We start from the raw sequence: 16,513 nt of genomic DNA, 5'->3' as shown, positions 1-16,513 counted from the left end.
TAAATAGAAGTAATATGAAACGTAACATATATAATAAGGTAATAGGATGTGTGGTTTTGGCAACCACGCTGTCCGGCTGTTATGACGACGGTGTGGAAGGTGACAGTTATTATGTGTTCCAAGGTCAGACGGTTGGTGATTATTTGGATGCGGACGGGAAATATGGTGAGTTTTCCACTATTTTGGAACGTGCCGGCATGAAAGGTTTGATGTATGCTTATGGGGATTACACTTGCTTTGCACCGACCAACGAGGCCATAGACCGTTATGTGGATAGTAATTATCCGGGCTGCACGTTGGAGACCCTGCCGGATTCTGCAGTGGTGGCCTTGGCCAAAAGCCATTTGATAGGCGTTCGCTACTTGACCTCTGATTTTTCAACAGGTTATCTTCAGAAGCCTAATATGTACGACCGTAAGGTGCAAGTGACCATTGAGAAGGAGTTCGATGCTGCAATAAACGATAGTATGACGGTATTTGTCCTGAATGATTATTCACGGATTATCCAAGCTAACGATACGGTGAGTAATGGGGTCGTCCATACCATAGACCGTGTGTTGGAGCAGTCCAGTTATGTATTGCCTGATTACATGCAGTCCAAATGTGAGACATTAGGCTTTACCCTGTTTATGGAGGCATTGAAACAGACTCATTTGACGGATTCCATTTTAAGGGAAAAAGATGAAAGTCCGGAGATGTTGTCCCGGTTGGCCCAATATGCTTCGAACTCAGAGTACACCACGGAGGGGAATAAAGTTCCTCCGGCCCGCAAGTTCGGTTATACGGTATTGGTGGAGAAGGATAATTTGTATAAAACGGTATATGATCCGCAAAATATGGGTAAGCCTGTCTATACGGGAGATCTTCAGGCGGATTTGGTATCCTTGTTCAATTATGCAAAGGACATATACGACAAGGTATATCCGGACGACAAGGGGGTATATGATGATGACTATACGCATCCCAAGAATCCTTTAAACCGTTTTATTGCTTATCACATCTTGGACCGTAATGCAAGCTATGGGGATTTGGTATGTTCCACTCCGGATTGGTCTGTGCAGGAAGGTGGGGATTTTGTGGAGTACTACGAAACCATGGCCGGTAATTTGTTGCGTGCGCAAAAAGTTTCTCTTTTGGGAGACGGGATATATTTGAATCGCTGTGACGATGTGAATAGGGCTGACAACAGGATGGATGGTGTGGAAGTCCTTCCTTCCGGAGGTTCTTCAACTGTAAATGGCAATTTCCAATTTCTGGGCAGCATCCTTTCTTATAATGAAAATGTCGTGAAAATGCTTCGTAGTGAACGAATCCGTATTGATACGGGCGTCTTGTTTCCTGAATTGGTGAACAATGATGTCCGTCTGGATCCGGACGGAGATATGTTGTGGTGGCATTTCCCGGAAGGGTATTTCGATGATGTGCGTTATGACAGCCAATGCGATTGCAAATATAACCGTTGGCCTCAGGCTCAGGGAACCGGAATGGGGTCGCACTATGATTTGGCAGCATTCCGTACGGATAATATGAATTTTGCGGGGGAATATGATGTGATGTTACGTTTGCCTGCCGTACCGGCCGGCCAATATGAAATCAGGTTGGGGTACGTGGCCAATGGCTTTATGGGAATTGCGCAAATCTATTTTGGACAAAATACCGAATATATGCAACCCACCGGAATTCCTTTGAATTTGGGATGGGGAGGCGGAATGCCAAAAGTGGGAATGATAGCAGATAATGATTTATTTGACGATATCCATAACGACGTGTCGTATAACCTCGAAGGAAAGACAACCATTACTGAGAATGACAAGGCTATGCGTAATTTGGGGTATATGAAGGGGCCTGCCTGCGTGTATAGGGTAGACAATGACAGGGTTTCATTACGTGCGAAGTTGGTTAACGATTGGTGGTATATACGTAATATCGTTACCACCCAGACTTTGGAAGAAAAACCTTCTTATTTGCGCTTGCGTAAAGTAGACGAAAGAACTGGGCGCATGTTGAATATCGATTTTATCGAAATTGTGCCGAAAAGTGTGTATAATGGTGCCATACCAGAAGATAGAAATTAAATTAAAAGCAGAAGATTATGAAAGGTTCTAAAAGATATGCCAAGGCAACTATTTGTTGCATGGCGGTATTGGCTTCCGGATTGGTCTTGTCTTGTTCGGACGATTGGGATGCACATTATGATGGTGTACCCCGTCCTACAAGGACTTTGTGGCAGGAAATTACTGCCCGTCCGGAGTTGTCGGATTTTGCAAAATTGCTTAAAGGATACGGTTATGACAAGTTCTTGGATTCGGGCCAACGCTATACGGTTTGGGCACCATCCGGCAGCATAGACACGACATTGGTGACCGGTGAGGACATGACTCCGGACGAAGTGATGGAGCAAGTGGTTAAAAACCATATCGCCCGTGGGGTTATTGCGGCATCCTCCGTTGTGAACGATACCATAAAGGTGTTGAACGGGAAGCCCATGCCTTTTGTGTCAGAAGGAGGCGTGCCTCATTTCAATGGCTCGCCGGCCAAATCTTTTAATATTGAATGCAGTAATGGAGATTTACATATATTAGATTGCCAGGCGGTTTACAATAACAATGTTTGGTCTTATTTGAGACAGGATGCTGATTTTTCTAATATTACCGATTATTTGTATAGCTTTAATAAATTGGAGTTTGTGCCTGAATTGAGTACACCGGGCGGTGTGGTGAATGGGGAACAGGTGTATACGGATTCCGTGTTTGTCTTGACAAATGAATTGTGGGGGCAGATTGGCTACTTGAATGACGAGCAGCGGGATTATACGATGTTGGTTCCCGTGAATGATTGTTGGGACCGGTTGGTGGATAAGTTTAAGGGCTTTTATCATTATTCGGAAGATGAAGAACCGGAATTGGCAGACAAGTATGCGTGTCGCAGCATATTGGATGCTTTGGTATTTGAAACCCGTAGTCAGTCTTCGACATCCGATTATTGGGAAAGTACGTCCGGAAAATTGTTCTATCGTCCACAAGATGCCGGGGGCTTGTTTGAAGGGACCGAAGCCATAGGTTGTAGCAATGGACAAATATTGAAAGCGGCCGATGTGAATTTAAGCCCTTATCAGGTCTTAAACAGTGACATTGTTGTTGAAGCCGAAAATATCGGTGAGTATCTGCTTACGGCTAATTATTACGATGAAAATAAGGATCGTCCGGTGTTTGTTGCCGCTGCAAATACCGGTGTGTCATCAAGCTACTACATGAAGTTTACTTCTACGAACATGTTGCGGGGTGCCACCGTCACTTATGCAATCCCGAACGTGCTGTCTTGCGCTTATGACATAGGGATTGTATTTGTTCCGATGAATCTGACGCGTAACGGTTGGTCTTCTTCCATTGATACGAAAAAAGGACGTGTTGATGTAGAATTGAATGATAAATACACGAAGGAAAAGTTGGAAGTGGAAGGGATTGAAATACCAGGCGACAAGGTTGATACGATATGGGTGGCACGAGGGCATCAGTTTGCTTATTGTGATTATTTCCCCGATCGTGCTTCTATGGAAGATGCCAAAATCTCTTTGAAAATCGTCAGCACGCCTAAACGTAGTGAGTCGGATTATACACGTGATTTATATATTGATTGCATATTGTTGAAACCCTCAATTGATGGAGATTTAAGTGATGAAGAATAAGAATCTATATAGTATATGTTTTTGTATGGCCTTGGCAGGCAGCCTGCAAACGACCTATGGACAGGTGGATGCGGAAGGGGTGGCAGATTCCACGTTATCGGCCGCAGGAGGAGAAACTGATTCGCTTCAGATTGTAGTGCAGAGGGAAATGAATAAGATACCCACGGTGGTTTATAAGGGGGCATTGGTCGATGCAGCCACGGGCGGGCCGGTACAGGGCGGCATCATACAAGTGGCCGGAGACGACCGGTTCAGTTCCATTTCCGACGAACAGGGTGCCTTTGAAATAAAAGTGCCGTTGTATGCCAATCAATTGTTGGTGCGTACTCCTACTTATGCTTTGGCCAGGGTACATTTGGCCGGAAAAGGAAAAGAATTGGTAGTGAGGATGTATTCGGAACATTTTTCCAATGGTTATGCCAATGAAGTGAGGGTGACGAATAAGAGCAGTGTCGGGGATTTTTCTGCAAATTCGTCTTTGACCGTTGAAGATGAAATGGCAAAAAAACTTGGTGCTGATTTGCGTGTGTTGCTTCGTTCGGGTAATCCCGCCCAAGGGGCGAACATGTTTATTGGAGGATATAATTCGTTGAATGGAGGCGGGCAACCTCTGTTTGTGGTGGACGGTGTGATTCTTGATACTCAAAACGGACGTTCGTTAATGCATGAAGGTTATGTCAATAACGTGCTTTCGGCTATCAGTGTCAATGACATTGAGAAAGTGACAGTGTTGAAAAACGCCACTGCATTATATGGGGCGAAAGGTGCCAATGGGGTTGTGGTGATAGAGACAAAACGTGCAAAGAGTATGGCTACACGGATTGATGTAGACATCTATGGGGCGGTTGAATTGTTGCCGAAATTGCCTTCGATGATGAATGCCGGGCAATATCGTTTGTATGCAACGGATGTAATGGGGAACGTGACCGAAACTCCGGATTTCTTGGACGATTTTACAACGGACAAGCAAAAGTATGCCATGTACCATAACGATACGGACTGGAAGGATTATGTTTATCATGAGGCTTTCACGCAGAATTACGGTGTAAACGTGCAAGGTGGTGACGATGTGGCTAATTACAATCTTTCCATAGGCTATGCAAATGCGCAAAGCACATTGAAGTATAATGATTTCGCAAGGTTGAACATGCGTTTCAATACAGATGTGAAGTTTATGAAGAATCTGGATTGCAGTTTGGATGTAGCTTATTCCAATACGACCCGGAATTTACGGGATGACGGAATGGGCAGTGGGCAGGCATTGTCTCCGGGAATGTTGGGCCTGATTAAATCCCCCGTATTGGCTGCATACAATCCTGACCAATATGGCCGGTTTACGGCATCCATGGCAGACTACGATTGTTTTAACTTGTCCAATCCCTTGTCCATATTGGAGAATGGCGACGCGAGTAATAAAAACCGGTTGGAGTATACTTTGTTTTCATTGAGTGCCATGCCGAAATGGAAAATCAATCGAAACCTGACACTGTCTGAAAAGGTAAGTTACGTGTTGAACAATGTCACGGAACGTTCGTTTATTCCGGATGAGGGGGTACCGACTTTTACAGAGAGCGGTGACGATATGACAGCCAACAGGTCAAGGGCTTATTCCAGTAAGCAATTGTCCGTGGCGAGCGATACCAGGATTGATTGGTCATACCGTTATGGCGGACATGTGATTCATCTTTTTGGCGGTTTCCGTTATTTAAGCGATTCATTTAATTCGGATGCTATTCGTGCAGACAACAGTGCGGGAGATAAGTTGCCGAACATCACCAATGAAATGAAGAACCGTAAGGTGGACGGCATTATTGAGGAATGGAAATCCACGGCTGTGTATGTGAATGCGGATTGGAATTATGCAGATAAGTATTTTTTGCAGGGAACGTTGACGGCGGAGACATCTACGCGTTTCGGCAGGAATGCCACAGGGGGAGTGAAACTGGGCGATTATGTCTGGGGGATATTCCCGTCCTTGCAGGCGGCTTGGGTGGTTTCCGCCGAACCTTTCTTCCAGAACGTGAAGGGTATTGACTATTTGAAACTGAATGTCGGCATCGACCAGTCGGGCAATGACAATATTGATTGCTTTGCCTCCCGCTCTTACTTTGCTCCAAGTGCATTTTTGAATCATACGTCGGGTTTGTCCTTGGCCAATATCGGCAATGATAAACTGAAATGGGAGACGGTCACGCGGATTTCAGTTGGTTTGGACATGTCCGTTTGGAATGACCGCTTGTCGCTTGGATTCAATTATTATAAGTCTTATGTGAACAACATGTTAGCTTACAAGACATTGGGAGGGGTGAGCGGATTGCGCAATTATTGGAGTAATGAGGGTAAGATGGAAAACCAGGGTTTTGATGTTGCGGCTGTGGCCAAAGTCATGGCATTAAAGGATTTCTCATGGGAAATTTCTGCAAGTGTCGGCCATTACAAGAATGAGGTGACTGCATTGCCGGATAACGATAAGACGGTTTATACTTCTGTTTATGGCGGTGAGGTCATGACTAAGGTAGGAAACCCAATCGGTTTGTTCTATGGTTACAAGACTCAGGGTGTGTTTGCCACCTCGGAAGAAGCTGCTGAAACGGATTTACGTAATGGAAGCAAAAATGGAAGTGCTTTCCGTGCCGGTGATGTACATTTCTCCGATTTGGTAGCTGACGGGGTGATTGATAATAAAGACAAAGATGTAATCGGCGACCCTAATCCGGATATTTTCGGTAATTTCGGGACTAGCCTGCATTACAAAAATTGGACATTGGATGCTTTCTTCAGTTATTCTTTGGGGAATGACATTTACAATTACCAACGTGCCGTATTGGAAAGCGGAAGTTCTTATAATAACCAAACCACGGCTTTATTGAACCGTTGGACTTCAGAGGGGCAGCAGACATCGATTCCCCGTGTGGAATACGGGGACCGGATGAGAAACGCACGTTTTTCCGACCGTTGGATTGAGGATGGCTCTTATTTGAAGCTCAAGACTTTGAGTTTGAGCTATCGCTTTCCCTTCAACTTGACGTTCCTGCAAGGGATTACAGTTTGGGGAGCTGCCAACAATCTGTTTACGTGTACGAAATATTTAGGTAGTGATCCGGAACTCTCCATTTCAGGCAATCCGATTTACCAGGGGATTGACCGTGGTTTGTTAGGACACGGGCGCAGTTTCGTTTTAGGGGTTAAAATTAATCTTTAACAAGGATATGAAGATGTTAAAAAACATATTAAAGTCGACCGCAATTTGGATGGCGGCTACGGTGTCTTTCACAGCTTGTGAGGTGGATACCACTACGGTGATGTTTGAAGAAGACCATGATTTTTCTCAACCGGGCGATACCGTGTTCTCTGTGTTGGGTATATTGGACAAGGTTCAAGACGTGGTCGAAAAAGGAGTGCTTTTAGGTGAATTGAGGGGAGATTTGGTAAAGCCTGTTCCTTTAGCCGGTGCAAGTAATGCTTGGGTGGATTTGGCTCGTTTTGAGAATTTGGAGGATGCGACTTTCAACCGCTACCGGGATTACTATGCCATTGTGAATAATTGCAATTTCTATTTGGAGCGTGCGGATGCCGAGATGGAGCGTCGCGGGCAGAAAGTGTTCCTGAAGGAATATGCAGCCGTGAGTGCCTACCGGGCGTGGGCTTACTTGCAATTGGCTTTGCTTTATGGCGAAATCCCGTTCTATACTCAGCCTCTGCTGTCTTATTCTGAAATAGAGCAAGTGATGAACGACCCTTCCAGACGGAAGGGACTGGGTGAGATTTGTTCTTATTTCATTGATGATTTGCTTCCTTACGTTGATGTGCCGTTTCCCAATTACGGGAACTTCACTTATGACCAGAATAGCTCGGTAAACAGTAGCGATTTTTTTCTTCCAATCCGTTTGCTGAGAGGCGACCTTTATTTATGGCGTGGTTCATTGGATGGCAATAAATCCGATTTTGCCAAGGCGGCTCAGGAATATCGTGATTATTTATTGTCCGAAGAACGATTTGTAAATCCTGAAATAAAGGTAGCTTATCGGACTGTGGATTTGGACGACGCCCAAATTGTGGACCGTTGGAATTCCGTTTTTGTGGGAGGCAATACTATGGAACGTATCAGCCTCGTTCCATTTGCAGGCAACTCCCAATATGGTAAATTAGGAAGTTTGCAGCAATCGTTCAGGTATTTCATGGGTTCTGACGCGCTTCAGAAATTGGTGGATGAATCTTATTATTGCTACGTGATGTATACAGAAGAATCAGAATCGGATGAAAGTGAGTATATGTCTCGCTTTACGGGGCTGGCAAAGGATACTTTGTATTACGGGACAAAGGAAAATCCCCAGTATTATTCATATATCACGGTGCCGGGCACACCGCAATATTTCATGGGCGATTTGCGTTTCAACCGGGATTATCAGGAAGGATACGGGTTGAGCATCAATAAGTATTCTTCACTATGGCCGCATGTGACCACTTACCGTACGGGGGCGGTTTACCTCCGTCTGGCAGAGGCTATCAACCGTGCGGGTTATCCGTTGACGGCTTTCCATGTGCTGAAGTATGGTTTGAGCCGTGGCAATCTGATACAATACGATGCCAACGGGGAATACCGCCGTTTGATGCAGTCCGGTTATACGTTTTACGACATGTATGACAACAAGGATAATATGGGGTTGCATGCACGCGGTTGCGGGAATGCGGAGATGGACACGTTGCATTATGCGTTGCCGGCCATGGCTTCGCGTGAGGACAGCATAAGGAAAGTAGAGGATATGATTTGCGACGAGATGGCTTTGGAGACGGCCTACGAAGGCAACCGTTTTTACGACTTGATGCGTTTTGCGTTCCGTCGTGGAGAAGATTTCCTGGCTTCCCGTGTGGCTCGCCGTACGAGTCCGGACAATCCCGACCAGGCGCTTTATAATAAATTGAGAGACCGCAATAACTGGTATTTGCCGATGGTGGAGAATTGAGAATGACATACTAAGGAATGGCAGGCATGGAATTGCGCTTATATCGTGGTTTCCATGCCTGTTTTTTTTGAGGAAAGTGTGAAATGGGAAAAAATGACATACGTTTTGTCGAAAATTGCCCTATCCTGTTTTGCCGATGTGGCTTAATTTTGCAAGAAGAAAAACTTGAAAGGAACAAATATCATGGAAATATTCACGGAAAGTCAGTTTTCTGCATGTTATATGCAGTATAGGGAGAAGGTGAACGGGTATATCTTCTCTCGGGTTCGTGACAGGGAAGAGGCGGAAGATTTGACCCAGGATGTCTTTGAACATATATGGAGATGCCGGGAAGGAGTGCGCATGGTAACCCTCCAGAATTTAGTCTTTAGGGTCATGCGGAATACCGTGATAGATTATCTGCGCCGCCGTTATATGAAAAAAAGCCGGATGGACATATACAGCTACGGTGAGGTACAGTGTGGTCGCAATACGGTCGAAGAAGACTATTGTTATAAAGAACTCCGCTTTGTGCATAAGAAGATGGTGAAACGGTTGACCGAAAGACGCCGTCAAGTGTATCTTTTGTATTTTTACAAGGGAATGTCGTATGCTTCCATCGCTGACCGGCTTGGTGTGGCCGAATGCACTGTGGGTGCGCATCTGTTGAGGGCACATAGGATGGTACGTATGGGGGTGGATAGGGCGTACCGGAATAAGGCAGGGTGAATGGAATCGGATATCCCGTTTTTGACAGTATGCACGGCTTTTCCGCTTTCCTGTATGCAAATGGAAAGGGAAAAGGCTTTCCTTTCGATGGCCTGAGGGCGGGAAAAGTACAGAAACAGGTATTGAAATGACTTTTCAAGAATACTTTTTTTAAGGTTTCAGGGCGTTTTTTTTATGTTTATTTACTAAAGACGTGAATCGTTTGGAGCAGAATGGAAAATCGTTCGGCTGAGAAAACATTTTTTTTCTCCGCATGACGGTCGGAAGTCATGCGCTTGTCTGCGGGACAAGCACCTTGAAACCTTGGCATAACTTGCTTCGGGAACCGTTATTTTTTCTATTTGGAAAGGAAAAGCCTGCGGGTCCGGAGTGTCTTTTTGTAAGGCGAAACGCTTTACGGGGTTACGCCATTCTCTTGGGGCTGCGCAGGACGCAGCCAACGGTTTTCATAATGATAACATAATATGTGTCCGGCTTCCATCTTGTCTTTTCCCGACGGTACGGGAATCGCGTATTTACGGCGGACATCCGAGTGGGGGACGGATAAACGGGCCACGCACCATCGGATTTGACTTTTTGACATTTTGTAATGGGGGATTTTACAGACGCAGGATTTGCCCTTTGCTTAAAAAATCCAGAAACTCCCGGTAGGCCGTACATTTCCGGAGCAGTGTTTCGTTTCCGGTCATGAAGAATTGCTTGCGTGCCCGGGTGAGGGCCACGTTGAGCTTGCGGTCTAATTCCCGGCCGTCTGTCATGACGGGTTCGGACAAGATAGGGAGCTGGTACGGTCGGCTGACAGTGGTGCTGAATATGATGATGTCGCGTTGGCTGCCTTGGTAACGTTCCACCGTGTCGATGGTGATGTCGGCCGTGTCGGGAATGTGCCGTTCGGCCAAGGCTTTGCGTATCATGGCGATTTGTGCGCGGAAGGGGACGATGATTCCGATTTGCTTGCAGGGACTGAAGGGGATGCCCGAGCGGCTGTGCAGTTGGCAAAGGGTGTGTACTAAGTGTGCCACGGTCTCGGCTTCCCGCTTGTTGCTTTTTATATAATATTCTGCTTCGTCGGCTTGTACGGAAATGAATGCCATGCGTGTACCGGCTACGAAAGCGGTCCATCGGTCATCGTCCGGCCGGATGCCGAAAGCCAGCGGTTCCTGTTGATGGGGGAGGGGAACGGCATCCAGTCCGCCGTTATAATAATTACGGTTGACAAATTCGCAGATGGACGGATGCATGCGTCCTTGGCGGTGAAGCATTTCCACGATGCCTTCCGTGCCTTGCAGGCTGTTTAGCCGATGCAGGCGTTCAAACAGGGAGTTACGGCAGTCGGTCAGCCCGATGGCTTGCAGGCTATCCTCGGTCACCCGTGACATTTCCCGGGGTTGGCTCACCACGGCGGGCAGTTGCTTGTGGTCGCCGATGAGGATGAACTTCCCGATGGCCAGACGGTTCAGGTTATAGTCTCCCCGGTTCACCGGAGTGGTGGCGCATAACAGGGGGAGCAGTTGGGGTTCAAGCACCTGTGAGGCTTCGTCGATGATGGCCACGTCGATGACCTTCAGGCTGAACAGTTCCGTCTGGCTGCATAGGCTGCTGATGGTGCTGGCAAACACCCTGACGGGCGCCAACTTCTCGTAGATTTCTTTTCGGGAGGTGGCATCCCCGATGACGTGCTTCATGAGCCGTGGCCGGAAGTCCGGGGCGCAGTTCAGTTCCTGTCCGATGCGGATATATTCCGGAGCAGGGTTGATGGCAGACAGCGTATGGCAGATTTCATCCACAGCCCGGTTGGTATAAGCCATGAGCAGGAGGGTCTTTTGCGGATGGTCTGACAAGAACTCTTCCACCATGGATTTCAGGGCCACCGACGTTTTTCCTGTCCCCGGCGGTCCGACAAGCAGGAAGTAATCCCGGGCCTGTTTGGCTTTCAGGACGATACGGTCTATTTCTTCATTCAGGTAATGCCGGTGGAGCCTTACGGACGGGTCGGTGGCCGGTGGCCGTATGCCCAACAGCAGCTCTTTCCGTTCCCGTGGGGCGGTGAGCAGGCTGAACAGTCCCGAATAGGCTTGGTTGAATGTGGCATCCATGTAGCCCGGTTCTACGGCATAAAGGCTGTCGGGGCGGAATACTTCGGCATTCCGCTGTTTGTAAGATAGTTTCAGCAGCATGCGTTCAGGATGGATTTCCTCTATGGTGCAACGGAAGAACTGTTTGTTCGTCACGTTGTCCCTTTCGTGGTTCCGTTCGTAGAGCATCACCATGTCACCCTGCCGGAAGTTCGGGAGGAAGTCTTCGCCATATTCCGGAAGTTGTAAGTCCAACCGCACGACGGCACCTTCCTCGTCGGGGACGGGATGCAGTTTCAGTCCGGTCAGGATGTTCCCGTTCTGTTGTTTGGTCTGCGTGTCGCAGCACCATGTTTCGGCGAATCCGCCCGGCGAGTCAGCCCGGTCGTCCCCGACTTTGGCGCGGAATTGTTCGCGGGCGGTAAACGTCAGGAAGCGATGGAAATAATCGGCTTCCACTCCCCTCATGCCATGAAGCGGTGCCAGTATTTCCATCATGCGGGGGCGCAGGTAGCGGCTGTAGAGCCGGTCGGCACGTCCGTCCACGTTGAGCCGTTCTTCCGTCAGCTCCTCTATCAACGTGCGGGATTCCCCCCTTCTCAGGCGATGCTCTATGTGCAGGATGGCATTCCGCAGGGCCATGGCGCGGCGGATATGGCTGCGCGGCACGTCTACGGCATAAAGCCCGGGGTAGCGTGAATAGAAGAGGTAAGACTGTACCTGCTCACGCCTGCGGTCCAGGTTATAATACAGGATTTCTTTGTACAGGGCCATTTGCAGGCTGTGTTCTTCCTTCGGGCTGTGGTAGGGATATTCGTCCGCTTTTCCGCTTTTCAGTTCCACTAATTTGTCGGCGTTCCGGGTGAGCAGGTCCATACGCCCTTGCAACCCGAGGGCTTCGCAAAGGAAAGAAGGCTCCAGTTCCACTTCCGTTTGCCGGATGTCGATGCCTGCGGCGCTGAAACTGTTGCGTACGGTTTGCCGGATGTGGTGGAATTGCATTTCGCACCGGTTGAAGAAATCGCGGTCGATGTCCGGCAAGGTGGACCAGGCAAGAGGGGAGAACCGGAAAGAATTTTGCATGGAACGCAGGTAGAGTTCCGCTTCCGTCGTCCCGTCTGCGTTTTGGATAAATCGCTCATTCACGCAGTCGTCCAGAAACTGGTTGGCCGCATTTCCCAACTGTATGGCCGCAGAGCGTGCCGGAGGGGCGAATTTGTTCAACAAGTGGGTGTATGCCGAATACCCGTATGGCTTGATGCAGGCGCACAAGGCTGTAATGTCAATCAGGAAATCCGGGTCGAGAACTAACATCTCGGGTTTTAGGACGTAAGGATATGCGCCTTCCGCCTTTATGGCCTTGACCGATAAGAGATTGAGCTGTGCCCCTTCGTACAGTTGTCCGTTCAAGTCGGCGAACGTGCGGTCGGTTTCGTCGGCATATTCCACTTTCAACAGTTGTTCCGTGGGATGCGTGTGGTCTTTTCCATAAATGAAATGCTCGTCCCACCGGTGCACCGTTATCCGGATACGTTTGGCCTGCAGTACTTTTTCGGCAGGTGCGGGAGCGGGTCGCCAATGGCGGGGCAGGCGTTTTTGCACGTCCTCCGGGACATGGGTTTGGTAAAAAGCTGCCAATCCTTCGCAGACCGCTTTTAAGTCGTAGGCTTCATCCTTTCCGTTGGGCAGGAAAAGCCCTTTTTGTATTCGTCCTGCCCGTGCACGGAATACTTCCAACGGGTGGGAGGGATGGCCGGTCTGCTTGCAGAGCCAGTGCAGGCGTGCGGCTGTGTGGGTGAAATCCACCGTACTGTGGCGGGTCCGGTCTTTCAGCGCACGGAGCAACAGCGCGTCGAGGGCATGGTAACGTGCGGTACAGTCCATGTCCGGCTGCATGATGTTTCTGATTTCATCGAATATGTCCTGAATCTCTTCCGTCATGGGTTATGGCGTATTCTGTTTGGACTTGGCTTCCAGTTCTTCGGCACTCAGTACTTTGCTTTTGAATCCTCCGCGCGAATTCTTGCGTGACGGGGCAGGTGCGGCACCGGTCGTGCCGCCATGAACGGCAGCACGGTAACGTTGCCAACGTTCACGGATGGAAGTCACGTAGCCGTAGGTCTCTTCTCCGCGCAGATAACCGTAACGCACTACGGGGTCGTTGTAATATTGCGGCTGGCTCAGGCGGAGGATGAAAGGAGCTACGTCGCTCCACAACTGCGGGTTTTTGCCGTGCTTGCGTGCCAAGGCCATGGCGTCGCGGACGTGTCCCGTGCCTCCATTATAGGCCGCCAGGATAAAGTTTATACGTTCCGCCCTGCCGGGTATATCGCTGAATTTACGTTCGAGTTCACGGAGGTACCGGGCTGCCGCACTGATGTTCTTTTCGGGTTGGTGCATTTGGTCGGCGGGCAAGCCGAGATGTACGGCTGTCTCAGGCATGATCTGCATCAGTCCGCGTGCTCCGGCCCACGATACGGCTTCCGGGTCGAAACCGGACTCTTGGTAACATTGTGCGGCCATGAGCCGCCAGTCCCACCCGATGGCTTGGCTATGACGGATAAAATGGGTGTCGTACGGCGAGATAATGCCCTTGGCGCGATTCTGGAAGGGGGCACGGACACGGCGTTTTACACTTCCGCCGGGAGACAGGCGCAACTGTTCCCTTTTTTGCAAGAAAGACCGCGTCTCGGGTCTATACCATCCGTCCAAGGCTTCGGCCAGGAAGGGTGCATCCTTTCGTACGACCCATCCGGTTTTGGCTGCGGCCGTGCTGTCTGACAGGCACGACCGGACACCGGAGAATTGCAGTTCCATGTCTGTCATGTGGTTCTCCGGAATTTCCAACGCGATGAGGTCTGCCTCTCCTTTTTTCAGACGTTGGAAAAGTTCCGCCGTATCGCGTACGGCTTCCATACGGAGCTTGGCACCGATGGACACGGCAAAGTGTTCGGCCAATTCAAATTGCAGCCCGAATCCTTTTCCCTTATATTCATAATAGGTGTCGGGGCCGGATAGCGTGACGGCTATCAGCTCACCGGCTTCCTGTATCTGGTCTAAGTCATAAGCTGTTTCCTCACCTTCCTCTTCCGTAATACCCAAAGGGGATATTTTTTTCTCTTCTTTTTCTCCGCAGGATACGGCATTGAAGGACAGCAATAGGGAGGTTATGAGGCTGATTGACAGATAGGGTTTCCATAAGTCCGGTCTCCTTCTTTGTAACCGGGAACGGGTTTCCGTTCTGTTTCCGTTTGCACGGACTCTCATAAGGCTTGTCCGCTTTGTTCCAAACGGAGGCTGAGATGGTGAAGGATGTAGGTACGCATGATTTCGATAGCTTTTTCGTTTTCTCCTCCCTGGGGAATGATAAGGTCGGCATAGCGTTTGGTCGGTTCGATAAACTCCAGATGCATGGGTTTGAGTACGGCCCGATAGCGGTCCACCACCATTTGTACAGTTCTTCCCCGCTCCACGATGTCGCGTTCGATGACACGGATGAGGCGTTCGTCCGAATCTGCATCCACGAAAATCTTCAAGTCCATCAGGTCGCGGAGTTCTTTGTTGGACAAGGCGAGTATGCCCTCAATGAGAATTACCTTTTGCGGTTCCACGTGTATGGTCTCTTTGAGCCGGTTGCACTCCAAATAAGAATAAGTGGGTTGCTCAATGGCTTGTCCTGCCTTCAAGGTCTTGATATGCTGTATCAACAACTTCCAATCGAAAGCACAAGGGTGGTCGAAGTTGATTTTACGTCGCTCTTCCATCGGTATTCCTGTATTGTCGTTGTAATAGGAATCTTGTGGTATGAGGGCTACTTCGTGGGCGGGCAGGCTCTCTATGATTTTGCGTACGACTGTTGTTTTTCCGGAGCCCGTGCCTCCGGCTATTCCGATAATATACATGGGTATTCTGTTTTTGTATTAATATACATCCTCGTTCTTGGTGACTTCTTCCGATGTGAGCGGTTTGCGGTCCATAACCTTCCACACGTATGCGATGTAGGCCACGACAATGGGAAGGAGGAGAGACACGTAGGCCATGGTCTTTAGGGTGAATAGGCTGGAGCAACTGTTTGCCAAGGTCAAAGAGCTTTGTAAATCCGTAGTAGAGGGATAGTAGGCTGTATGGTTATAACCGACACACAGGAGTAAGGATAATACGGTCAGTATGGTTCCTGCGCCTGTAAACCAAAAACCGTTGTGACAGGTGTGGCAGAAGATACCACGAATGAGGCCGAAAAGCACACCTGTCACACCTGAAAGGAACAAGACAAGCAATATCGGTATGTCTGTCAAATTGTGGAAATACTTGTATGGCTCCATGAAAATGATGCCGGTTTCCGGATGGACGGCAAAACCGTCTTTCAATAGCGTGTGGACCACGAAAGCCAGGAAAAAAAGCAAGAATGGGATGCTGTCTCCCAATAACTGGCGGCGGCAACGTGGAATCAGCCCTGTGTCGCGAATGCTGCGGATGAAATAAAGGCAACCCAAAATACGAGCCAGAAAACAGACAGCCAGTCCCAACATGAGATTCCAAGGATTTGCCAAGGCATCCAAACCGTGCCATTCGTTACCCCAATGACTGATGACGGGATTTGTAGTTTCCGTCAGATTGGATTTGCAGACAAGGAAATCAGACCCGTTAAAGAATGTAGCTACGGCCACTCCAAGCAGAACCGGACCCATGACTCCGTTGAATACCAAAAAAGATTGGTAAGTACGTTTGCCTAACAGATTTCCTAATTTCGATTGGAATTCATAAGAAATGGCTTGTAGTACGAAACTGAAAAGTATGAGCATCCACAGCCAATATGCCCCGCCGAAGCTTGTGCTGTAAAACAGAGGGAAAGAGGCAAAAAAAGCCCCTCCGAAAGTGACGAGCGTGGTAAATGTAAACTCCCATTTGCTGCCTGTCGCGTTCACCAATAAGGCGCGTTCCGTTTCATTCTTTCCCAAGCGGAATAACAATGAGTTGCCCCCTTGTACGAACAACAAGAAGACCAATAGCGCCCCTAACAGGGATATGATGAACCACCAATAATGCTGTAGAAAAATATAGGTAGATTCCATAGTTTTGAT

10 protein-coding genes are annotated in these 16,513 nt (G+C 48.5%); 5 read left to right on the top strand and 5 right to left on the bottom strand.

Going from position 1 to position 16,513, the window contains the following annotated elements; genetic code table 11:
- The first annotated feature begins 14 nt into the window (after positions 1-14).
- From AC5RDV_RS05830 to AC5RDV_RS05810, 5 genes are all read left to right on the top strand, one after another.
- Complete coding sequence (locus AC5RDV_RS05830; protein WP_282748562.1) at positions 15-2,075, top strand: fasciclin domain-containing protein; 2,061 nt, start codon at positions 15-17, stop codon at positions 2,073-2,075.
- A 17-nt stretch (positions 2,076-2,092) separates the two neighbouring features.
- Complete coding sequence (locus AC5RDV_RS05825) at positions 2,093-3,685, top strand: fasciclin domain-containing protein (RefSeq protein WP_130892576.1); 1,593 nt, start codon at positions 2,093-2,095, stop codon at positions 3,683-3,685.
- Positions 3,675-6,887: a SusC/RagA family TonB-linked outer membrane protein gene (locus AC5RDV_RS05820; RefSeq protein ID WP_282748564.1), complete on the top strand. Its 3,213-nt coding sequence runs from the start codon at positions 3,675-3,677 to the stop codon at positions 6,885-6,887. Before AC5RDV_RS05825 ends, AC5RDV_RS05820 begins: the two co-directional genes overlap by 11 nt.
- Before the next feature lie 7 nt (positions 6,888-6,894).
- Complete coding sequence (locus tag AC5RDV_RS05815) at positions 6,895-8,649, top strand: RagB/SusD family nutrient uptake outer membrane protein (protein ID WP_008624692.1); 1,755 nt, start codon at positions 6,895-6,897, stop codon at positions 8,647-8,649.
- Positions 8,650-8,832: 183 nt separating this feature from the next.
- Complete coding sequence (locus tag AC5RDV_RS05810) at positions 8,833-9,357, top strand: RNA polymerase sigma factor (RefSeq protein WP_130892579.1); 525 nt, start codon at positions 8,833-8,835, stop codon at positions 9,355-9,357.
- 394 nt (positions 9,358-9,751) lie between these two features.
- Here the strand turns inward: AC5RDV_RS05810 and AC5RDV_RS05805 are convergent, their stop codons facing one another.
- From AC5RDV_RS05805 to cydB, 5 genes are read right to left on the bottom strand one after another with little or no spacing between them, the layout of a single operon-like run.
- Positions 9,752-9,940 (bottom strand): hypothetical protein, encoded by a 189-nt coding sequence (locus AC5RDV_RS05805; RefSeq protein ID WP_172634377.1) that lies wholly within the window; start codon positions 9,938-9,940, stop codon positions 9,752-9,754.
- A gap of 16 nt (positions 9,941-9,956) precedes the next feature.
- Positions 9,957-13,373 (bottom strand): DEAD/DEAH box helicase, encoded by a 3,417-nt coding sequence (locus AC5RDV_RS05800; protein ID WP_282748565.1) that lies wholly within the window; start codon positions 13,371-13,373, stop codon positions 9,957-9,959.
- 3 nt (positions 13,374-13,376) lie between these two features.
- A complete protein-coding gene (locus AC5RDV_RS05795) occupies positions 13,377-14,699 on the bottom strand; it encodes an MltF family protein (protein ID WP_282748566.1) in 1,323 nt (440 codons plus the stop codon).
- Positions 14,696-15,334: a uridine kinase gene (gene udk, locus AC5RDV_RS05790; protein WP_008624704.1), complete on the bottom strand. Its 639-nt coding sequence runs from the start codon at positions 15,332-15,334 to the stop codon at positions 14,696-14,698. The genes AC5RDV_RS05795 and udk overlap by 4 nt, the downstream gene beginning before the upstream one ends.
- Before the next feature lie 18 nt (positions 15,335-15,352).
- Entirely contained in the window at positions 15,353-16,504 is a 1,152-nt protein-coding gene (gene cydB, locus AC5RDV_RS05785) for a cytochrome d ubiquinol oxidase subunit II (RefSeq protein WP_282748568.1), read from the bottom strand.
- Positions 16,505-16,513 lie beyond the last annotated feature (9 nt).

This window comes from Paraprevotella sp., from assembly GCF_986071375.1.
This window is presented reverse-complemented; position numbering and strand designations above follow the sequence as displayed.